This window comes from Blautia sp. HCP3S3_C4 (assembly GCF_052064095.1).
Taxonomy (GTDB): domain Bacteria; phylum Bacillota; class Clostridia; order Lachnospirales; family Lachnospiraceae; genus Blautia_A.
Genome location: NZ_JBQHWF010000010.1, coordinates 69063 through 91860, shown reverse-complemented (window position 1 = coordinate 91860; position 22798 = coordinate 69063). Strand labels below are relative to the sequence as shown.

Annotated in this window: 19 protein-coding genes; all 19 read left to right on the top strand. The window is 45.3% G+C overall.

Annotated features, from left to right (window positions below):
• Window positions 1-25 precede the first annotated feature (25 nt).
• The 19 genes from ACTNC6_RS10510 to miaA all read left to right on the top strand — a co-directional run bounded on the left by ACTNC6_RS10510 (window position 26) and on the right by miaA (window position 22786).
• Window positions 26-1096 (top strand): chitobiase/beta-hexosaminidase C-terminal domain-containing protein, encoded by a 1071-nt coding sequence (locus ACTNC6_RS10510; RefSeq protein WP_441044033.1) that lies wholly within the window; start codon window positions 26-28, stop codon window positions 1094-1096.
• A gap of 17 nt (window positions 1097-1113) precedes the next feature.
• Window positions 1114-1593, top strand: coding sequence for a 23S rRNA (pseudouridine(1915)-N(3))-methyltransferase RlmH (gene rlmH / locus ACTNC6_RS10505; protein WP_173742854.1), 480 nt, complete (start codon window positions 1114-1116; stop codon window positions 1591-1593).
• A 15-nt stretch (window positions 1594-1608) separates the two neighbouring features.
• Window positions 1609-2145 carry a DUF2284 domain-containing protein gene (locus ACTNC6_RS10500; protein ID WP_173742855.1) on the top strand — a complete coding sequence of 179 codons (537 nt, stop codon included), beginning with the start codon at window positions 1609-1611 and terminating at the stop codon, window positions 2143-2145.
• Window positions 2146-2234: 89 nt separating this feature from the next.
• Window positions 2235-2513 carry a YabP/YqfC family sporulation protein gene (locus tag ACTNC6_RS10495; protein WP_173742856.1) on the top strand — a complete coding sequence of 93 codons (279 nt, stop codon included), beginning with the start codon at window positions 2235-2237 and terminating at the stop codon, window positions 2511-2513.
• Window positions 2514-2522: 9 nt separating this feature from the next.
• Entirely contained in the window at window positions 2523-3713 is a 1191-nt protein-coding gene (locus ACTNC6_RS10490) for a sporulation protein YqfD (protein WP_441044032.1), read from the top strand.
• Window positions 3714-3784: 71 nt separating this feature from the next.
• The gene (locus ACTNC6_RS10485) at window positions 3785-4795 is read left to right on the top strand and encodes a PhoH family protein (protein ID WP_173742858.1); all 1011 of its coding nucleotides are present in this window, start codon (window positions 3785-3787) and stop codon (window positions 4793-4795) included.
• Window positions 4792-5286: an rRNA maturation RNase YbeY gene (gene ybeY, locus ACTNC6_RS10480; RefSeq protein WP_303242762.1), complete on the top strand. Its 495-nt coding sequence runs from the start codon at window positions 4792-4794 to the stop codon at window positions 5284-5286. The genes ACTNC6_RS10485 and ybeY overlap by 4 nt, the downstream gene beginning before the upstream one ends.
• Before the next feature lie 26 nt (window positions 5287-5312).
• Window positions 5313-6170 (top strand): glutamate 5-kinase, encoded by an 858-nt coding sequence (proB, locus tag ACTNC6_RS10475; RefSeq protein WP_441034763.1) that lies wholly within the window; start codon window positions 5313-5315, stop codon window positions 6168-6170.
• Between the two features lie 21 nt (window positions 6171-6191).
• Window positions 6192-6413 carry a DUF896 domain-containing protein gene (locus ACTNC6_RS10470; RefSeq protein WP_173742861.1) on the top strand — a complete coding sequence of 74 codons (222 nt, stop codon included), beginning with the start codon at window positions 6192-6194 and terminating at the stop codon, window positions 6411-6413.
• Window positions 6391-6954 carry a 5-formyltetrahydrofolate cyclo-ligase gene (locus ACTNC6_RS10465; protein ID WP_441044031.1) on the top strand — a complete coding sequence of 188 codons (564 nt, stop codon included), beginning with the start codon at window positions 6391-6393 and terminating at the stop codon, window positions 6952-6954. The genes ACTNC6_RS10470 and ACTNC6_RS10465 overlap by 23 nt, the downstream gene beginning before the upstream one ends.
• Before the next feature lie 27 nt (window positions 6955-6981).
• On the top strand, window positions 6982-8232 hold the full coding sequence (locus ACTNC6_RS10460) for a glutamate-5-semialdehyde dehydrogenase (RefSeq protein WP_433844378.1): 1251 nt from the start codon (window positions 6982-6984) through the stop codon (window positions 8230-8232).
• Window positions 8233-8321: 89 nt separating this feature from the next.
• A complete protein-coding gene (locus tag ACTNC6_RS10455; protein ID WP_441034758.1) occupies window positions 8322-10484 on the top strand; it encodes an LPXTG cell wall anchor domain-containing protein in 2163 nt (720 codons plus the stop codon).
• Window positions 10485-10660: 176 nt separating this feature from the next.
• A complete protein-coding gene (gene miaB, locus ACTNC6_RS10450) occupies window positions 10661-12061 on the top strand; it encodes a tRNA (N6-isopentenyl adenosine(37)-C2)-methylthiotransferase MiaB (protein ID WP_441044030.1) in 1401 nt (466 codons plus the stop codon).
• Between the two features lie 124 nt (window positions 12062-12185).
• Window positions 12186-13520 carry an MATE family efflux transporter gene (locus ACTNC6_RS10445; RefSeq protein ID WP_441044062.1) on the top strand — a complete coding sequence of 445 codons (1335 nt, stop codon included), beginning with the start codon at window positions 12186-12188 and terminating at the stop codon, window positions 13518-13520.
• A 367-nt stretch (window positions 13521-13887) separates the two neighbouring features.
• On the top strand, window positions 13888-14247 hold the full coding sequence (locus tag ACTNC6_RS10440; protein ID WP_441034754.1) for a metal-sensing transcriptional repressor: 360 nt from the start codon (window positions 13888-13890) through the stop codon (window positions 14245-14247).
• An 86-nt stretch (window positions 14248-14333) separates the two neighbouring features.
• Window positions 14334-16898, top strand: a complete 2565-nt coding sequence (locus ACTNC6_RS10435; protein ID WP_441044029.1) for a heavy metal translocating P-type ATPase — start codon at window positions 14334-14336, stop codon at window positions 16896-16898.
• A gap of 222 nt (window positions 16899-17120) precedes the next feature.
• On the top strand, window positions 17121-19760 hold the full coding sequence (gene mutS, locus ACTNC6_RS10430) for a DNA mismatch repair protein MutS (RefSeq protein ID WP_441044028.1): 2640 nt from the start codon (window positions 17121-17123) through the stop codon (window positions 19758-19760).
• A gap of 6 nt (window positions 19761-19766) precedes the next feature.
• Complete coding sequence (mutL, locus tag ACTNC6_RS10425; protein WP_441044027.1) at window positions 19767-21776, top strand: DNA mismatch repair endonuclease MutL; 2010 nt, start codon at window positions 19767-19769, stop codon at window positions 21774-21776.
• A 32-nt stretch (window positions 21777-21808) separates the two neighbouring features.
• Entirely contained in the window at window positions 21809-22786 is a 978-nt protein-coding gene (gene miaA / locus ACTNC6_RS10420) for a tRNA (adenosine(37)-N6)-dimethylallyltransferase MiaA (protein WP_441034747.1), read from the top strand.
• Window positions 22787-22798: the final 12 nt, after the last annotated feature.

Below are 22798 nucleotides of genomic sequence, written 5' to 3'. Positions count from 1 at the left end.
GGTTTAAGAAACAGTGAGGGTGTCTATGAAATGTCCCAGTTGCCACAAAGAAGTGGAAAAAGGTTCCCTGTATTGTCCTCATTGCCTTTCAGAAATTCCCTGGGTCAGGGAATTTGATTCTGTGGAAACACAGCTCAGAAAAAAGGAACAGCAGGACTCAGGTGAAGAAAGTGACAGGGAAGGACTGTCTGCAGGAAAGTTTATTTATAACCGGAAGAGGACTATTGTTGTCTGTCTGGCAGCTGCAGTCCTTCTGGGAGCGTTCTGTTACCGGCAGTTACATACTTTTTCGGCATTATACAGTCATGCCAGCCAGCAGTTTGAACAGGAACATTATGGGGCAGCGGCCAGATCTATAGAAGCAGCCCTGGAAAAAAAGCCCAATAATGAGTCTGCAAATATTCTTCTGGCAAAATGTCTGGAGAAGCAGGGAAAACTGAAGGAAGGAATCCTGATTCTGAAGCCACTGGTAAAAAATGCAGATGCAGGTGTAGGTGTTTATGAGGAGCTGGTGTCTTTGCTTGCAAAAAATGGACAGAGTGCAGAGGTACGGGATATTCTGCAGAACAGCAGCAAAAAAGCCCAGGAGGCCTGTGGGGAATATATGTGCAGTCCCCCGGCTTTCAGCATTGCTCCGGGAACCTATACTTCACTTCAGAAACTGGAGCTTTCTGGAGATTACCAGAGGATTTATTATACTCTGGACGGTACAGATCCTACTTTGGAAAGTTCTGTGTATACGGAACCCGTTGAATTAAATGAGGGAACTACCTGTATAAAGGCAATCGGTGTGAATGCCAAAAACATTATAAGCGAAGTGGCTTCCGGAAAATATATTATTGTGCTGAAAACTCCGGCAGCCCCTGTTGTTTATCCAAAGTCAGGGGATTTCAGCAAAGAGACAACCATCAAGGTCAGTGTGCCGGATGGATGTAAGGCTTATTATGCCTTTGACAGAGAACCGGATGTGAACAGTACAGAATATGAACAGCCCATATCCATGCCTGTGGGATACCATATATTTAATGTGATCCTTGTGGCAGCCAACGGAAAAACCAGCAAGCTTACTTCCAGGGAATACTATTTACAATATTAAAGACAGGAAAGAAGAGAATGGAAATCCGTATTGTATCAGTTGGAAAAATTAAAGAAAAATATTTAAGTGCAGGAATTGCAGAATATGCCAAGCGCCTTAGCAGATATTGCAAGCTGACCTTCTGTCAGGTGCCGGATGAAAAGACACCGGACAAAGCCTCTGAGACTTTGAATCAGCAGATTAAGGATACAGAGGGGGAACGGCTTCTGAAACATATCCGGGAGCAGGATTATGTGATCGCTCTTGCTATTGACGGACAAATGGCAGATTCTGTGGAGCTGTCCCAAAAGATAGAACGTCTTGGCGTTTCAGGTGTCAGCTCCATTGCCTTTGTGATCGGGGGCTCCCTGGGGCTAAGTGATAAGGTGCTGAAACGGGCAGATTATAAGCTGAGCTTTTCGAAAATGACCTTTCCCCATCAGCTGATGCAGATGATCCTTCTTGAGCAGATTTATCGAAGCTACAGGATCATAAATCATGAGCCATATCACAAATAGTACAAGGAGCAGGTTATGGACAGACAGAAATTTGAAGAATTTATTTCACAGTATCCCATTTATGAATATCGGTTGCTGGACACTCAGAATATAAGGATAGAAGAGCGGGTCAGGACGATCTGCAGGCAGGAGTGTACCCGTTATGGCTCTACCTGGGCCTGTCCCCCGGCTGTGGGCACTCTGGAGGAGTGTGAGAAAAGAATCAAAAAATACCCCCAGGCTGTATTTTTTTCCAGTGTGGCAGAGGTGTCAGATATCCTGAATATGGAAGAAATGCTCTCTACCAGGCGGGCTCATGAGGACCTGACCACTGAGGTGGGAAGATATCTGAAAGAGGAAGGCTATGAAACCTTTATCCTTTCCACAGAGTCCTGTGATATCTGTGAGAAATGTGCATATACAGAAGGAAAGCCCTGCAGACATCCAGACAGAATGCATCCCTGTCTGGAAAGCCACGGCGTAGTGGTAAATGAAATTGTGGAAGAGCAGTCCATGGAATATAACCTGGGCGGAAATACCATCCTCTGGTTTTCCATGATCCTGATCCGATGAAAGTGAAGGTTTCCCTGTATTTTCCTGGGCTTTTGCATACCATAAATCTCTCCGGCATAAACTGACAGTAAAAGCCGGAGGGATTTTTTATGGAAAAAAACAGACTGTGGAAGAAGCAGGTGGTCACTGCACTGGAGCTGGCGCCGGATCTGGACGGTGGGGAAACTAAGATTTCCCTCACAGGAAGCGGGGAAGCAGTGATAGAAAATTATAAAGGTATTCTGCAGTATACAGATTCTGAAATTCTGCTCCAGTCTCTTCGGGGAAAGGTCCTTCTGCGTGGCAGAAATCTGGAAATTGTCTGGTATACCTCTCTGGAAATGAAGATTACCGGGGCGATCTCCAGTATTCTTTTGCAGCAGAAATGACTACCGGATATGGGAAAATTATTAAGATTTCTATATGGATATGTGATCCTTTGCATAGAGGGAGAGCAATTAGGACGATTTCTTAATCTGTGCAGGAACCGTGGGATTTTTATGGAAAAGATCTCTTATAAAGGTGAAGGCAGGATACAGGCCTGTGTTTCTGTGAGAGATTATTTTAAATTAAGGCCTGTCAGAAATAAAACAGGAGTTCATATTAAAATACTGAAAAAGGGAGGGCTTCCGGTCCGGATGATCCGGTGCAGGAAGAAAAAGGCCTTTGCAGCAGGGCTTCTTCTGGGTAGCATTCTTGTGATCTTTCTGTCCGGCAGAATATGGAATATTCAGATCAGTGGAAATATAAAAAACAGTACTCCGGAAATACTGAAATATCTGGAAAAGGAAGAAATCGTCCATGGGATGTCCAAAAAGAAAGTAAACTGTACACAGCTTGCTGCCTCTGTGCGAAAAGATTTTCCGGATATTACCTGGGTATCTGCCAGGATCACAGGCTGTAAGCTGATACTGGATATAAAAGAGAAGGAGGAACTGCAGGAAACAGAAAAAAATAGTATGCCCTGCGATCTGGTGGCGAATCAAAAGGGGAAAATTGTCCGGATCATTGCCCGTGCAGGAATTCCTGTAAAAAAAGTGGGAGACACCTGTGATGCCGGAGATATTCTTGTTTCCGGTGAATTACATATTATGAATGATAACCAGGAGATCCAGCGCAGAGAATATGTCCATGCAGATGCGGATATCTACATTTCTCATCCTGTAGTTTATCACAGGGAGTTTCCTCTTAAGCACAGAGAAAGAGAGATGACCGGTAAAACTGAAACGGGCTTTTATCTGAAGGCAGGAGCCTGGTACCTGGAACTTTTTCATATTCCAAAGGGTAACTGGAAGATATCTTCCGCAGAATATCCCTTATATCTTAATGAGAATTTCAGCCTGCCTCTGTCTGTGGGAAAAGTGGAGTTTCAAAAATACAGACAGATTACGGAAATTTATACACCTGCAGAAGCCAGGACCCAGGCAGAGCTTTGCCTGCACACATATATGAAAAAACTTCTGGAAGAGGGAAAAGAGATTACAGACAATCGTGTTGCCATAAGGGTCACAGACTCTGCCTGTATAAGCTCCGGTGTTCTGGAAATAGTTGAAAAGACAGGAAAAGAAGTGCCCTGGGAAAAACCTTAAATTTTTTATTTCAAAAAATACAAAAGGGTGATACAATAAAACACAGTAACTACAGAAAGGAATTATTTTAAATGGCAGGCAGTATTATTGAATTGCATACAGAAGTACCGGCTGATCAGGAATCAAATGTGTTCGGACAGTTTGATGAGCATCTGAAGCTGATCGAGCGGACCTTAAATGTAACTGTGATCTCCAGAGACGGAGTTTTGAAAATATTAGGAAGTGAACAGAATGCAGCCTCTGCGAAAAAACTGATCGATGAGTTGGTGGTTCTGGCAAAAAGAGGCAATACGATTACCAGACAGAATGTAAACTATGCTCTTTCTCTTGCCATGGAGCAGAGGAATGAGGTACTTACAGAAATAGATAAGGATTTTATCTGCAATACCATTCAGGGCAGGCCAATAAAGCCCAAGACTCTGGGACAGAAGGAATATGTAGACCAGATTCGCAAAAAAATGATTGTTTTCGGAGTGGGGCCTGCAGGTACAGGTAAAACTTACCTGGCTATGGCCATGGCAGTGACTGCTTTTCGAAATGAAGAGGTAAGCAGGATCATCCTGACACGCCCTGCCATTGAAGCAGGAGAAAAGCTTGGCTTTCTGCCCGGTGATCTCCAGAGTAAGGTAGATCCCTATCTGCGCCCTCTCTATGATGCGCTGTATCAGATCATGGGAGCAGACAGCTTTGCCAAAAATATGGAGAGGGGACTGATCGAGGTGGCTCCTCTTGCCTATATGAGAGGACGTACTCTGGATAATGCTTTCATTATTCTGGATGAAGCCCAGAATACCACCCCTGCACAGATGAAAATGTTCCTGACACGTATTGGATTTGGCTCCAAGGTAATTGTTACCGGAGATGCTTCTCAGAAGGATCTGCCCCGGGATGCTGTTTCCGGGCTGGATGTGGCTATGAAGGTGCTGAAGAAAATAGATGATATTGGCTTTTGCCAGCTGACCAGCAAGGATGTGGTACGCCATCCTCTGGTGCAGCAGATTGTCCAGGCCTATGATGCCTATGAAAAAAAGCAGAAGCCGGAGCGCCCTGTCAGGGGACGAAGAGGAGGATATGAGAGATGACATTGCAGATAGATTATGAGACAGACCGTGAAATCGGAATTGAGTATGAGGAGCTGGCAAAAAAAGTAGTGCAGAAGGTTCTGGATATGGAAGGCTGTCCTTATGATGCACAGGTAAATCTGGTTCTCACAGATAATGAAGAGATCCAGAGAGTGAATACAGAATTCAGGGAAATTGCTGCACCTACAGATGTTCTGTCTTTTCCTATGATCCCATTTGAGACACCGGCAGATTACGCCATTGTGGAGGAGGACCAATCCTATTTTGACCTGGATACAGATGAATTATTACTGGGAGATATTATGATCTCTGTAGATAAGGTTTTCGCCCAGGCTGAGGAATACGGACACAGTGTTACCAGAGAATTCTGTTTCCTGGTAGCCCACAGTATGCTGCATCTGCTGGGCTATGACCATATGACACCTGAGGAGGCTGTTGTTATGGAAAATAAACAGAGAACTGCTTTGGATGAGCTTGGCATTACACGATAAAAAGACTTGAAATTACGGAGTGAAAAATGAATTACCGGGAAAGATTAAAGGATAAAAAGAGAATAGTAATTAAAATCGGTTCCTCATCCCTGACCCATTCGGAAACAGGGAGACTGAATCTGCGAAAGCTGGAGGTTCTGGCCAGGGAACTAAGTGATCTGCGAAGTCAGGGAAAAGATGTGATCCTGGTTTCTTCCGGAGCTGTGGCTACAGGAGTAGCTGCTCTGGGAATGAAGGAAAAGCCTACAGAGCTTAAGACCAAGCAGGCCTGCGCTGCAGTGGGACAGGCCCGTCTGATCATGATCTATCAGAAGCTTTTTCTGGAATACAACCAGCCCTCAGCTCAGATTTTGATGACAAAAAATACAATGGTTAATAATGCGAACCGTAAAAATGCTCAGAATACCTTTAATGAGCTTCTGAGTCTGGGAGTCATTCCCATTGTAAATGAAAATGACTCTATCTCCACTTATGAGCTGCAGTCTCTGGAGAAGTTTGGAGATAATGATACATTGTCTGCAGTGGTTGCGGCACTGGTGCAGGCAGATCTGCTCATCCTGCTGTCAGATATTGACGGACTTTTTACGGATGATCCCAATATCAATCCGGATGCCAGATTTATTGATCTGGTGGAGAATCTGGATGAGGAGTTTCTGGAGATGGGAAAATCCACATCCAAGAGCACTGTGGGAACCGGAGGAATGGCTACCAAGCTTACGGCTGCCAGGATTGCCTCTGCTGCAGGAGTGGATATGGTCATTGCCAATGGAGCTGATTTCCATATTATCCACAAGATCACAGAGGGCCGTGACTACGGTACCTTATTTGTGGGTCAGTCCAGAGAAGAGTTTTATCTTATCGATATTATTGATAAATTATTATAAAAACACAGGAGGAATTTATTTATGGAGGCAGAAAAGATTGAACGGATCAATGCACTGGCACATAAGGCGAAAAGCGTAGGACTTACGGAAGAAGAAAAAAAGGAGAGGGAACTGCTGCGCAAGGAATATATTGCCTATGTCCGTCTGAATCTTCGTACTCAGCTGGATAATATTGATATCAAAGAAGCAGATGGCTCAGTAGTAAATCTTGGAGAGAAATATGGACACAAAAAAGGAAATTAGGAAAAAAGTTTTTGCAGCCAGAAAACAGTGTACAGATGCCTGGGTGGAGGAAATGAGCAAAGCGATCACTCAGAGAGTGGTGGCTCTTCCTGCCTTTAAGCATGCAGACAGGATCCTGGCATATGCAGATTACAATCATGAGGTGATCACGGAGTATCTTATTGAAGAGGCATGGAAGGCCGGCAAAGAGGTTGCGGTACCTAAGGTGGTGGGAAAGGATATGGTGTTTTATAAGCTTACTGATTTTTCCCAGCTTGAACCTGGGTATTTCCAGATCCCGGAGCCTGCTTCAGGGGAAATCGTGGAATGGCCCACAGCACTTATGATCATGCCTGGTGTGGCTTTTGACAGGGAGAATCACCGGGTAGGATACGGTGGAGGGTTTTATGACCGTTATCTGGAGAAGCATCCGGATATCCAGAGAGTGGCAGTGGCCTTTTCCTTTCAGATGTTTGATCAGGTTCCCACAGAACCTACAGATATCTGTCCTCAGATCCTGGTGACAGAGGAGGAAACCTGCTGCCTGACGTCTGAGACTTAAATCTTGTGACCGAAAGGAGTTTGAGAAATGAATGAAATGCTGAATACTCTTGGAAAAAATGCCAGGAATGCGGAAGTTCTTGTGAGAAATCTTTCTGCAAATGAGAAAAATGAGGTGCTTCTTAAGGTTGCAGAGGCACTGACAGAGAATGCAGATACTCTGACAGCAGCCAATGCCCTGGATGTGGAAAACGGCAGAAAAAATAATATGCCGGAGGCTCTGGTGGACAGACTGCTTCTTACCGGTGACCGGATCCGTGGGATGGCAGAGGGACTTCGCCAGGTGGCGGCGCTGGAGGACCCTGTAGGTGAGGTCCTGGGGATGAAGAAGCGTCCCAATGGTCTGATGATCGGGCAGAAAAGAGTGCCCTTAGGTGTGATCGGAATTATTTATGAAGCCAGGCCAAATGTAACAGCAGATGCCTTTGCCCTTTGCTTTAAGACCGGAAATGTGGTGATCTTAAAAGGTGGAAGCGATGCCATTCATTCCAATGAGGCCATTGTAAAATGTATCCGTGAGGTATTACGGGAGCAGGGGATCACAGAGGATGCCATCCAGCTGATCACAGACACTTCCAGAGAAACCACAGCAGAATTTATGAAAATGAATCAGTATGTGGATGTGCTGATCCCCAGAGGTGGCCGAGGACTGATTAAAGCAGTAGTTGAGAATAGTACAATCCCTGTGATCGAGACCGGTACAGGTAACTGCCATATTTATGTGGACGAAACTGCTGATCTGCAGATGGCAGCAGATATTATTATGAATGCCAAGACTCAGCGGGTCGGTGTGTGCAATGCTTGTGAGTCTGTACTGGTCCATGAGAAAGTAAAGGATGAGTTTCTGCCTGTTCTGGCCAGACGCCTGCAGGAGAAACAGGTGGAAATCCGGGCAGATGAAGCAGCCTGTGAGCTGATCCCCGGAGCTGTACATGCAACAGAGGAAGACTGGGGCAGAGAGTATTTGGATTATATTCTTTCCCTGAAGGTAGTTTCCTCTGTAGAAGAAGCAATCAGCCATATTAATCAATATAATACCGGACATTCTGAGGCAATCATTACCAATAATTATGAGCATGCCCAGAAATTCCTGGATCAGGTGGATGCTGCGGCAGTGTATGTGAATGCTTCCACCAGATTTACAGATGGGTTTGAGTTTGGCTTTGGCGCGGAGATCGGTATCAGTACCCAGAAATTACATGCAAGGGGACCTATGGGATTACTGGCACTTACCACTACCAAATATATTATCTATGGAAACGGACAAATTCGTCCGTAAGTTTGATTTTTTGCAAAAGGTGTGCTATACTCAAAATTAGTTTTGAATTGCAAAAATGAAATAAAAGACTTATTTATGGAGGACATAAAATGAGGAGAAAACAATTATTTGCCATTTTGATGGCTGGAGCATTATCTATGGGAATGGCTCCTTCTGCTGCATTTGCAGCAGCAGATACAGTAGCAGCACAGGCAGAAGCAGAGGGAGAGTTGGCAGCAGAGGAAGGTACAGATGCACCGGCAGAGGATCCGGCAGCTTCTGAAACTCCTGCAGAGACTCCGGAAACACCGGCAGAAGAGCCTGCAGAGACTCCTGATGAAACACCGTCAGAGGAGACTCCTGCAGAGACTCCGGAAACACAGTCAGCAGACCCTACTGAGGTACCGGCTGCAGAAGAAGCAGGAAGCGGAACAATCGTGATCGGCGAGACTGCCTATGCAACTCTGAAGGAAGCATTTGCAGCAGTACCTGACAGTACAGCTGAAGCCAATGATCCTACATACATTAAGATCAGCAGCGAGATTGAGCTTGGAGAGACAATTGATGTTCCGGCTAACAAAAATATTATGCTGGTTGCAACAGCAGAGGATATTAAGATCAAACGTGCTGCCGGTTTTGCAGGAAGCCTTTTCTCAGTATCCGGCGGTACTTTCCAGATTGCCGGCGGTACAGTAAATGATAAAGACGGAAATGCAATAGGAACCGGTTCCATTACAGTAGACGGTACAGGGGATGGCACAACAGCTGTGACAGCACCTATGGTTGATGTACAGAGCGGCACCTTTGGAATTTCTGACGGTGTAACACTTTCCGGAAATGCTAACACTTCCACAGAGGTAAATGGTGGAGCTGTTAACGTGGCTTCCGGTGCAGCTTTCTATCTTTTAGGAGGAACTGTTACAGGTAACACTGCGGCACAGGGTGGAGCTGTTAATGCAGTCTCCGGCGCCAACGTATATCTGCAGGGCGGAACTGTTACAGGCAATACCGCAGCACTTGGCGGTGGTATCTACAGTGAAAGTGCAGTAAATGTAAAGGGCACTGTATCTGTAACAGAAAATAAGGATCAGAATGATGCTGTCAGCAACCTGGTTCTGGCAGGAGAAGGCAAGATCAATGTGACCGGTGCAACAACCGGTTCTACCATCGGCGTCCAGGTAAAGGATGCAAAGGCCGGTGTATCAGTAGTAGGATTAGCAGAAGGTGTAACAGATGTAACACTGGCAGAAGTTCTGCCTCAGCTTACTTATGAAGGACAGACCTTTACCATTGGGGAAGACGGAAAACTGGTAGATCCCACTGTAACGGTAGCTCCCACTCCTTCTGAGAAACCGGAAGCAAAGGCTGCGATCAAAATCGAAAGTGGTAAATGGACCAGCCACAACAGCTATGAGATTAAATTCCATACCAACATTAACGGACTTTACCAGGTAGACTGGGTGAAAAAGGGTGAAAAAGCGCCGGAGATCACTGTAAGCGGTCAGAAGATCAAGGCTGATAAGAGTACAACTGTTACAGTAACAGATCTGCCGGATTATGATGTAGATATTTATGTAACTGTAATCAGTGAAAAGGATTCTAAAAACTATAAATCCGTAAAGGTTGACAACAGTGCACAGAAACGCCCGGAGGCTCCTGTGACACCTACTCCGGTACCGAAGACTCCGGCAGTTACAGAAAGTAAGGTTCAGGGCTTTGAAAACGCACTTACCTTCTATCCTGGAACTTTCTATGATTTCAGAGCAATCGGTGCAGGTACAGACAATGCAGATCCTCATGAGGGAGATGTGAGATGGGTACCACAGTACTGGAGCATGTCAGCAAATCCATCTTCCAAGGATATGCATACTACCTGGAAGATCGGCGCTGCCAAGGGTATTTACAAGGATGCAGAGACAACCTATGATATTTATGTATTCTTCCAGAAAGAGGTATACAGCGGAACAGAATGGCAGGCACAGAGCGGTATTATCGAATCTGTAAAATATCAGTTTAAGGCAGCTCCTCTGGCTCAGACATCTGTAACTCCTGGTGTTACCGGTTCAGACGGTACTTATGGAGGAGACGGAACAACAGAGGGTACATCAGATCTGACACCGACCACTTATGCAGATGGAACAAGCGGATCTGCTTCCAAGTCAGCAGTATCTACAGGAGATGAATCACCGGTTGGTACTATGATGGCACTGGCAGCAGCATCTATCTTGGCAGGCGGTTATGTGCTGGTGAGAAAACGTAAAAAAGAAATGTAATCAATTGGACCGTCTGACAGGGTCAGGCGGCTGTGAGAATGAAAAAGGCGGGCCTTCGGGCCTGCCTTTTTCATGCTTTTTTGTTTGACATCTGTCTCTAAATTCTGTATGATAAGAAAAGCACAAATTTATAATAAATATAGAACAGAACTTGTGAAAGGACGAGGAAATATACAGTGATTAATACACAGGAAAGTAAAGTGCAGTTAGAATATATTGAAAAATGTAAGGCACTGGTCGCAGAGAGATATGATCATCAGCCTGCCTTTTTTATCCAGAATGCCGGCTGTCAGATGAATTCCCTTCAGACAGAGACAGTTGCCGGTATTGTGAAGAAAATGGGCTATGAAGAGGTTTCCAGGGAAGAGGATGCGGATGTGGTGATCTATAATACCTGTACTGTCCGTGAGAATGCCAATATGAAGATCTACGGACATCTGGGACATTTGAAGAGCATTAAGAAACAGAAAAAAGAAATGAAGATCGTACTGTTTGGCTGTATGATGCAGGAGCCGGAAGTAATCGAGAAGATCCATAAGGATTATTCCTTTGTTGATCTGGTGTTTGGTACTCATAATTTTCATAAATTCCCGGAGCTTTTTTACAGAAGCTTAAATACGGAGGGGCAGATCATTGACGTATGGAAAGAATCTGACGAGATCGTAGAGGGGATGCCGGCAGACCGTAAATACTCTTTCAAAACCGGTGTGAATATCATGTTTGGCTGTAACAATTTCTGCAGCTATTGTATCGTTCCCTATGTCCGTGGACGGGAGAAAAGCCGCGAACCGGAAGCTATCCTTCAGGAGATCAGAGAGCTGGTGGCAGACGGTGTGACAGAGGTTATGCTCCTGGGACAAAATGTAAACTCCTATGGCAAGACATTGGAGAATCCTATTACCTTTGCCCAGCTTCTGCAGCAGGTAGAGGAAATTGAGGGGTTAAAGAGAATCCGTTTTATGACCTCTCATCCCAAGGATCTGTCAGATGAACTGATTGAAACTATGGCAAAAAGCAAAAAGGTATGCCATCATCTTCATCTGCCTATGCAGTCCGGAAGCAGCCGTATCTTAAAGATCATGAACCGGCGCTATGACAAGGAGAAATACCTGGAGCTGGTGCAGAAGATCCGTACAGCCATCCCGGATATTTCCCTTACTACGGATATTATCGTAGGCTTCCCCGGGGAGACAGAAGAGGACTTCCGGGACACACTGGATGTGGTAGATAAATGTGATTTTGATACAGCCTTTACTTTTATTTATTCCAAGAGAAGCGGTACTCCTGCTGCAAAAATGGAGAACCAGATTCCTGAGGATGTGGTAAAGGATCGTTTTGACCGTCTGCTTACCCTGGTACAGGAAAAGGGGCGTCAGGCTTCTTCCCGCTTCCAGGGTACTGTGCAGGAGATCCTGGTGGAAGAGGAGAGTAAGGAAAAGGGAATCTATACAGGCAGAACAGAATATAATCTGCTGGTGCATTTCCCAGGCTGCAGAGATCTTCTTGGAAAATATGTAAAGGTACGACTGGATACCTGTAAGGGATTTTATTATTTTGGTACTCTGGTTGAGGAATAAACAGATAAATATGGCCTGGATTTCCGGCATAGTCCGGAAATCCGGGCTTTTCAACGGATAAACTGGTTACTGTAACTGAGAAAGGAATAAAAGAAACGTGAAACATAATAAATATGAGATAGATATGTGCAATGGAACGATCATGGACAAGCTGATCTCTTTTTCATTGCCTTTAATGCTGTCCGGAATCCTGCAGCTTCTGTTTAATGCTGTGGATATTGTGGTAGTGGGCAGGTTCAGTGGAAGTCAGGCACTGGCTGCTGTAGGATCTACTACTGCACTGATCAATATTTTTACTAATTTATTTATTGGCATTTCCCTGGGAGCCAATGTACTTGCTGCCAGATTTTATGCTGCCGGAAAATCGAAGGAGATGTCAGAGACAGTCCACACTTCTGTTACGGTAGCTCTGATCAGTGGGGTTCTTATGGGAATCCTGGGACTGATGTTTGCCAGATTTTCCCTGGAGCTTATGGGAACTCCTGAGGATGTAATCAGTCAGTCTGCCCTGTATATGCGGATTTATTTTCTGGGAATGCCCTTTTTTATGCTTTATAATTATGGTGCAGCCATTCTCCGCGCTGTGGGAGATACCAGAAGGCCATTATTTTTTCTGATAGTTTCCGGTGTGATCAATGCAGTGCTGAATGTGATCCTGGTTGTGTACTTCCATATGGACGTGGCCGGGGTTGCCATTGCTACAGTATTCTCACAGTTTGTTTCCTGTGTGTTGGTTTTGCGATGTCTTTATATGTCGGAGGGAAGCTATCAGCTGCGCTTTTCCAGGCTTTCCATAAAGAAAGAATACCTGAAACAGATTTTCCAGGTAGGGGTTCCTGCGGGAATCCAGAGCACGGTCATCAATTTTTCCAATGCGCTCCTTCAGTCCTCTGTCAACTCCTTTGGCTCTGTGGCTATGGCAGGATATACAGCTGCCAATAATGTATTTGGATTTCTGTATGTCTCTGTAAATTCCATTACCCAGGCATGTATGAGCTTTACCAGCCAGAATTACGGTGTCCGGAAATGGAAGCGCATGGACAGGGTTCTTGTGGACTGTATTATTTTGTCTGTGGTATGTTCTCTGACTCTGGGCTGCTGCGCTTACTTTTTTGGGCCTGAGATCCTGCAGATTTATACCAGGGAGCCGGATGTGATCCATGCAGGAATGGAGATTATGACCTTTGCCACAGTTCCCTATTTTCTTTGCGGATTGATGGACCTGTTTCCTGGGGCACTTCGTGGAATGGGGCATTCCGGAGTTCCTATGATCCTGTCCATCATCGGTACTGTGGGAACCAGAATCGTATGGATCTTTGGAATCTTTCCATCCCACAGATCTCTGTCCGTGCTGTTTATTTCCTACCCTGTATCCTGGATCCTTACCATACTGATGCAGGTATGCTGCTTCTACTTTGTGAGAAAGAAAGTACATGGGAAAATGAAGGCCTGTATATAGAGTATAAAAATGAAAGCTTTTGCAGAATATATTGTGTCAGCGATGCATTTTGCAGAAGCTTTTTTTAACCGAATCAAGTAAGTCCCCTGCGGGGGTTGCGAAAAGCAATAAGCAGTGGGTGGGGACTTGCTTGTATCAGGAGGAGTGCAAGCTCCTTCTGATAAACTGCGGAGCAGTTATTCGGTGTAGAGCTACGTAGCGAAGCGGATTGCGAATATCCGCTTGACAAAAAATAATTGACAAATACCCCTAATGGGTATATATTATAAATCATAAAAATACCTGTAAGGGGTATAAGATAAAAATACAGATACCCCTTAACTAATGCAAAAAAAGAGAAAATGAAGCCCGGAAGAAGGAGCGGTTTATGGCGAAAAAATCGGAAAACAGAAATATAGATAGTATGGAAATACAGGAGGAGGGTATGAAGAAGGTCTGTCCCTGCTGCGAAAAACACACTGCCCGTTCAGAGGAAGAACGTAAGAAGCTGGTCAATCGTCTGAAACGTGTGGAAGGACAGATCCGCGGAATCATCCGGATGCTGGAGAACGATGCCTACTGTAATGATATCCTGATCCAGTCAGCCGCAGTGAATGCTGCAGTAAATGCCTTTAACAAGGAGCTTCTGGCTCAGCATATCCGTACCTGTGTGGCAAGAGATATCCGACAGGGGAAAGATGAGACAATCGATGAGCTGGTGGTTACTTTGCAGAAACTGATGAAGTAAAAACTGTGGAAGCTGTAAAGCAGGGAAGCAATCTGCAGATATCAGATCAGGGATAATAAGTCACAAAGTTATGAGGAGGAATTACAATGGAACAATACAATGTAACCGGAATGAGCTGTGCAGCCTGCAGCAGCAGAGTGGAGAAGGCGGTATCCAGGGTTCCGGGAGTCACATCCTGTTCCGTCAGTCTGCTGACCAACTCTATGGGAGTGGAGGGAACTGCCGGTACAGATGCGATTATTAAGGCTGTACAGGACGCAGGGTACGGAGCCTCTTTAAAGGGGGCATCCGGGGAACAGATATCTGCTTCTGCAGCAGAGGAAGCACTGGAAGATCATGAAACACCTATATTGAAACGAAGGCTCATTGCATCTGTCGGTTTTCTGCTGGTACTGATGTATTTTTCTATGGGACATATGATGTGGGGCTGGCCCCTTCCGGCATGGTTTCATGATAATCATATTGCCATGGGACTGGTGCAGCTTCTTCTTGCCGGCATTATCATGGTCATCAACCAGAAGTTTTTTATCAATGGATTTAAAAGCCTGTGGCACGGTGCCCCAAATATGGATACCCTGGTAGCACTTGGCTCTATGGCGTCTTTTGTGTGGAGTGTCTATGTGCTGTTTGCCATGACAAGGGCACAGGTGGATGGGGATTCGGCAGCAGTTATGAATTATATGATGGAGTTCTATTTTGAGTCTGCTGCCATGATCCTTACCCTGATCACAGTAGGAAAAATGCTGGAGGCCCGCTCCAAGGGAAAAACCACAGATGCGCTGAAGGGGTTGATGAAGCTGGCTCCCAAAACAGCAGTGGTTGTCCGCGAGGGACAGGAAAGGGAAATACCCATTGAGCAGGTAAAAAAAGGTGATGTATTCGTAGTACGTCCCGGGGAGAACATTCCGGTGGACGGAGTGGTACTTGAGGGAGGCAGCGCAGTCAATGAGGCTGCACTTACAGGAGAGAGTATTCCTGTGGATAAAAATCCTGGAGATGCAGTTTCTGCAGCAACTGTAAATCAGTCCGGATTTATCAGATGTGAAGCTACCCGTGTAGGCGAGGATACTACTCTTTCCCAGATCATCAGGATGGTCAGTGATGCGGCTGCAACAAAAGCTCCTATTGCGAAAATCGCAGACCGGGTTTCCGGTGTTTTCGTTCCGGCAGTTATCAGTATTGCCATTGTTACTATCATTGTCTGGCTGGTTGCAGGAAAAGACTTTGGATATGCACTTGCCAGAGGAATTTCTGTTCTGGTCATCAGCTGCCCCTGCGCTCTTGGACTTGCCACACCGGTTGCCATTATGGTGGGAAATGGTATGGGTGCGAAAAACGGAATCCTGTTTAAAACAGCAGTTTCCCTGGAAGAGGCAGGTAAGGTTCAGATTGTTGCGCTGGATAAAACGGGAACCATCACAAGGGGGGAACCTGAGGTAACTGATATTATTCCTGCCAAAGGAATCTCAGAGGAAAAATTGTTAAGCTGTGCCTATGCCCTTGAGAAAAGGAGCGAACATCCCCTTGCAAAGGCTATAATTGCCGGGGCAGAAGAAAAAGGAATCCCTCTGCAGAAGGTCTCAGATTTTCAGGCTCTTCCCGGAAACGGACTTCGGGCAGTGCAAAACCATGAAGTGATTGTGGGAGGAAGCCTGAAGTTTATCAGTGATCAGGTTTCTGTGGCATCGGAACTGCTCAAGCAGGCAGAAAAACTGGCGGAAGAAGGGAAAACACCCCTTCTCTTTGCAAAAGGCGGGACACTGATCGGTATGATCGCAGTGGCTGATGTTATAAAGGAGGACAGCCCCCGGGCAGTAAAAGAACTGCAGGATATGGGAATCCGGGTGGTAATGCTTACGGGAGATAATGAACGTACAGCCAGAGCCATCGGAGAACAGGCCGGAGTGGATGAGGTGATCGCAGGTGTCCTTCCTGAGGGAAAAGAAAGTGTGATCCGGGAACTGAAAAAATTCGGAAAAGTAGCAATGGTGGGAGACGGGATCAACGATGCCCCGGCACTGACCAGGGCAGATATGGGAATTGCCATCGGTGCAGGAACAGACGTAGCCATTGATGCAGCAGATGTGGTTCTGATGAAGAGCAGGCTCAGTGATGTACCTGCAGCGATCCGGTTAAGCCGCGCCACACTGAGGAATATCCATGAGAATCTTTTCTGGGCATTCTTTTACAACGTGATCGGCATTCCCCTGGCAGCAGGTGTGTGGATCCCTATCTTTGGATGGACCTTAAACCCTATGTTTGGGGCTGCTGCCATGAGTCTGTCCAGCTTTTGCGTAGTGACCAATGCCCTGCGGCTGAATCTGTTTAAAATCCATGATACAGCCGGCGATAAAAGTCTGAAAGAGCCTGCGGACAGCAGAAAGATCCACGAATATGTCAACCACAAATCAGAGAAAGAAAAGGAGAATAAAAAAATGAACAAAATCACAGTAAACGTAACAGGAATGATGTGCCCACATTGCGAGGCACATGTAAATAAGGCAATCAAAACAGCCTTTGGGGTAGAGGATGTGGTATCCTCCCATGAAAACGGAACTACGGTAATCACTACAGACAAGCAGCTGGATGAGGAAAAGATCCGTGAAGTGATCGCAGAAGCCGGATATGAGGTAACCGGTATCCAGAACTGACAGTAAGAAAAATTTTGTATACAATAAGTGTTTTCTGCAAATTTTCTCACCACCCCATCTTGAACCTCCTGCTCATATGTGTTAAACTGAATAAGTTTCAAAAATGTAACTAACTATTACCTGACCATGTTTATACACAGTTATAAAACATATGCTGTGTCAAAAACGTGGTCAGATTTAAGATAAAGGCGGTGTAAGGCCGCATGAATAATAAGGAGCTTTATGAGTAGTAAGAACATGTCGCCGATGATGCAGGAATACTGCAAGACAAAGGAACAATATAAAGACTGCATTCTATTTTACCGTCTTGGAGATTTCTATGAGATGTTTTTTGATGATGCATTGCTTGTCACCAAGGAACTGGAGATCACCCTTACAGGAAAGGATTGCGGATTAGAGGAGAGGGCACCCATGTGTGGTGTCCCTTATCATGCTGCGGAAACTTATATCAACCGTCTGATCGAGCGGGGACATAAGGTGGCGATCTGCGAGCAGGTGGAGGATCCAAAGAAAGCAAAGGGTCTGGTAAAGAGAGAGGTTGTCCGTATTGTAACTCCGGGAACCACCCTGGATGCTGCTTCTCTGGATGAGAGCAAGAATAATTATCTTATGTCTATTGTTTCCATTGAGGAGCATTTTGGCTGTGCCATTGCGGATATCAGTACAGGTGACTGTTTTCTGACAGAGGTAGACAAACCGCAGAAGCTTCTGGATGAGATCAATAAATTTGTGCCTGCAGAAATTATCTGTAATGATTCCTTTTATATGTCAAATGTTGATACGGATGATCTGAAAAATCGACTGGGAATCTGTGTATTTTCTCTGGATTCCTGGTATTTTGATGATGAATTATGCCGGAGAACCCTGAAGGAGCATTTTCATGTAGGTTCCCTGGAAGGGCTTGGAATCGGAGATTATGACTGTGGGATCATTGCAGCAGGTGCTCTTTTTCAGTATCTGCAGGAGACTCAGAAGACAGCCCTGTCCCATATGGCAACGATCCGTCCCTATTCTGCAGAGAAATATATGCTGATCGACAGCTCCAGCCGCAGAAATCTGGAGCTTGTGGAAACTCTCCGTGAAAAGCAAAAAAGAGGATCTCTGCTCTGGGTGCTGGACAAGACCAAAACTGCCATGGGTGCCCGTACCCTCCGCGGTTATGTGGAGCAGCCGCTGATCGACAGAGATGAGATTGAAAAGCGTCTGGAAGCACTGGAAGAGTTAAATAAAAACGGAATGCTCCGGGATGAAATCAGGGAATATCTGGGACCTGTCTATGACCTGGAACGACTGATCAGCCGTATCAGCTATAAATCTGCAAATCCAAGGGATCTGATCGCCTTTGCTTCTTCTCTGGAAATGCTTCCTTATATTAAACAGGTACTGAAGGAATTTAAAACACCTTTGCTTCAGAAGATTTATGAGGATATGGATCCTCTGGAGGATGTGACAGATCTGATCAAAGGTGCCATCGTGGAAGATCCGCCTCTTGCACAGAAGGATGGAGGGATCATCAAAGAGGGTTATAATGAGGATATAGATAAATTCCGGCGTTCCAGGACAGATGGCAAGAAATGGCTGTCTGAACTGGAAGCAAAGGAGAGAGAACGTACAGGGATCAAGACTATGAAGATCAAATACAACCGTGTATTTGGTTACTCTCTTGAGGTCAGCAACACCTTTAAAAATCTGGTGCCTGAGGAATACATCCGGAAACAGACCCTTTCCAATGCAGAACGTTATATTACCCAGGAGTTAAAAGAACTGGAGGACATGATCCTTGGGGCAGAGGATAAGCTCTATGCCCTGGAATATGAATTGTTCTGTAATGTACGTGATACAGTAGGAAAAGAGGTTGTGCGGATCCAGAAAACTGCCAAAGCTGTGGCTGCACTGGATGTATTTGCTTCCCTTGCCCTGGTTGCAGAAAGGAATCATTTTGTCCGCCCAAAGACAAATACCACAGGCGTGATCGATATTAAAAATGGCCGCCATCCTGTTGTGGAGCAGATGATAGAAAATGATATGTTCATCGCAAACGATACTTATCTGGACAGTCATAAGAAACGGGTATCTATTATTACAGGACCGAACATGGCCGGTAAATCCACCTACATGAGACAGACGGCACTGATCGTTTTGATGGCACAGATCGGAAGCTTTGTTCCGGCAGAGAAGGCAAATATTGGCATTGTTGACAGGATCTTTACCCGTGTTGGTGCATCCGATGACCTGGCAAGCGGTCAGAGTACCTTTATGGTAGAGATGACAGAGGTTGCAAATATCCTGAGAAATGCCACTGCCAAAAGCCTTCTGATCCTGGATGAGATCGGACGAGGTACCAGTACCTTTGACGGTCTTGCCATTGCGTGGGCGGTGATCGAGCATATCAGCAATACCAAGCTTTGCGGTGCCAAAACATTGTTTGCTACACATTACCATGAGCTGACAGAGTTGGAGGGAAAAATACCGGGAGTTAATAACTTCTGTATTGCCGTCAAAGAAAAGGGGGACGATATTGTATTTTTGCGAAAAATCGTTCAGGGCGGAGCAGATAAAAGCTACGGAATCCAGGTTGCCAAGCTTGCAGGAGTTCCGGACTCTGTGATCCAGAGGGCAAAGGAGCTGGTAGAGGAGCTGAGCGATGCGGACATTACGGCAGCAGTAAAAGACCTGGCAGCAGCGAAAAAGAAAAAGCCGGTATATGATCAGATGGATATGGCGCAGATGTCGCTGTTCGATACGGTTAAGGATGACGATATTATTGATGAGATCAAGGGCCTTGATATGGGGAATATGACTCCAATGGAGGCAATGAATACACTTTATAACCTGCAGAATAAGATTAAGAACAGATGGTGATAAAAGTTGAGAAAAATTGCAGTATTAGACCAGCAGACTATAGATAAGATTGCTGCCGGTGAAGTAGTGGAACGTCCTTCCTCCATTGTGAAGGAGCTTGTGGAAAATGCCATTGACGCAGGTGCAACTGCGGTAACTGTGGAGATCACAGACGGCGGCAAAAAAATGATACGTATTACAGATAATGGCGGGGGTATGGAGCGCGACCAGGTACCCCTGGCATTTTTGCGTCACGCCACCAGTAAGATTGAAAAGGTAGAGGATCTTGCCAATATTGCTTCCCTGGGTTTCAGAGGGGAGGCACTTTCCAGTATTGCTGCAGTGGCACAGGTGGAGCTGATCACCAAGACCCCTTCCGCATTAAGTGGAGTCCGCTATGTGATCAACGGAGGTGTGGAGCAGTCCTTAGAGGATATGGGGGCACCGGAGGGAACTACCTTTCTGGTACGAAATCTTTTCTATAATACTCCTGCCAGAAGCAAATTTCTGAAATCAGATTCCACAGAAGCCAATTATGTGGGAACACTGATGGAACAGCTGGCCCTTTCCCATCCGGAGATTTCCTTTAAATATATCCAGAATAAGCAGGTGAAACTGCATACTTCCGGAAATTATAATATTAAGGATGTTATTTATAATATATATGGAAGAGATATTACAAAAGCACTGCTTGAGATTTCCTGTGAAAATGATTTTATGAAGATAGAGGGATTTGTGGGCAAGCCGGAGATTTCCAGAGGAAACCGTACCTTTGAAAATTACTATATAAATGGTCGTTTTGTAAAAAACCGGATCATTGCCAAGGCAATTGAGGATGCTTATAAGGGATTTTTGATGCAGCATAAATTTCCTTTTGTTTCCCTGCATATCCAGATGGAGGGAAATGATCTGGATGTAAATGTACATCCAAGCAAAATGGAGGTGCGTTTTGCCAGAGGACCGGAAGTATATGATGCCATCTATGAAGTTATCCATAAGGCTCTGACCCAGAGAGAGATGATCCAGAACGTTCCTTTTGGCAGGGAAGAATCTGTAAAAAAGCATCAGCCGACGGTAAAACCCGGAGATGTACCGGAGCCATTTGAAACCAGACGCCGGGCAGAAGCCCTGGAATATAGTGCTCGGACTGAAAATACGGTTGCCAGAGTTTCCGAACATCCCATACCTGCCAGAGGAACGATCACCATGGCAGAACAGGCAGTACGTGAACAGCAGATTTATCAGACAAAGGATCCATTTACAAAAGCAGAAGAACAGCTTTTTAAAGAAACGCTGAATGATAAGAAAGACAGAACATGTTCCACAAGGCAGCCGGAATCTATAGAGAAAACGATAAAGGAAAATACGGTAAAGGAATCTGCAGAATCAGATTATAATCCTGTATCCAGGCCACAGCAGCTGGAATTGTTTGAGGAAAAACTGCTGGCTCCGGAATCCCGCAGCCGCCACAAGCTGATCGGACAGATTTTTGACACCTACTGGCTGGTGCAGTTTGAGGATAAATTTTTTATTATCGATCAGCATGCTGCACATGAAAAGGTCTATTACGAACGTTTTGTAAAAAGGTTTCGTGAGCAGACAGTAGAATCTCAGTATCTCAGTCCGCCGTTGATTGTATCTCTGAATCTTCAGGAAGAGTCCCTTCTCAAGGCTAACCGTAAGTATTTCCAGGATTTTGGATTTGAGATTGAACCTTTCGGCGGTAAGGAATACTGTATCAATGCAGTCCCGGCCAATCTGTATGGTCTTGAGGAGGAAGAACTTTTTCTGGAAATGCTTGACAATCTTGCCTCTGAGAAAGATAAGGATCCTCTTGGGATTTTTGCTTCCAGACTTGCTACCATGGCATGTAAAGCGGCAGTAAAGGGCAATCATCAGATGTCCAACCAGGAGGCAGACGCACTGATCGATGAACTTCTCACACTGGATAATCCCTACCATTGCCCTCACGGAAGGCCAACCATTATTTCCATGACTAAAACAGAGCTTGAAAAGAAATTCAAGCGTATCGTATAATAAAAGTATCTGACAAAAAGGGAGAGTTGAAAATGAAGAAGCCACTGATCGTTCTCACAGGGCCGACGGCAGCAGGAAAAACACATCTTTCCATTGCACTTGCAAAGGCAGTAAACGGAGAGATCATTTCTGCAGACTCCATGCAGGTTTATAAATATATGGATATCGGTTCTGCAAAGATCCGGCCGGAGGAAATGCAGGGAGTAAAACATTATCTGGTAGATGAGCTGCTGCCGGAGGAAGAATTTCATATAGTGAAATTCCAGCAGATGGCAAAAGCGGCTATGGAGGAAATATATGCAAAGGGTAAGGTTCCCATCCTGGTAGGAGGAACAGGATTTTATATACAGGCAGTCACAAAGGATATTGATTTTACCCAGGCAGACCAGGAAGATGGCTACCGCAGGGAGCTGGAGCAGCTGGCAGCAGAAAAAGGAAATGATTACCTGCACACCATGCTGCAGGAAGTGGATCCTGTCAGCGCAAAGGAAATCCATGCCAACAATGTAAAGCGTGTGATCCGTGCTCTGGAGTTTTATCACCAGAATCAGTCCCCTATTTCTGCCCATAATCAGGAACAGAAAGGACATGAAACGCCCTATAATCTGGCCTATTTTGTGCTGAATGTACCCAGGGAACTTCTCTATAAGCGTATTGATGACCGTATTGATGAAATGCTGGAAGAGGGACTTCTGGAGGAAGTAGAGCAGCTGAAGAAAAGGGGCTGTCATCGCGGTATGGTTTCCATGCAGGGACTGGGGTACAAGGAAATCCTGGCATATCTGGAGGGGGAATATCCTCTGGAGGAAGCAGTCCGGGTTCTGAAAAGAGATACCAGACATTTTGCCAAACGTCAGCTGACCTGGTTTCGGAGAGAAAAAGAGACGATCTGGATGAATAAAGATGAATTTGATTATAACGAGGATCTGATCCTTGAGAGAATGGTGGAAATCTGTAAAGATAAGAAAATTCTTGACGAACAGATAAAAGATAAAAATATAGAATATTAAGGAATAAGAAGA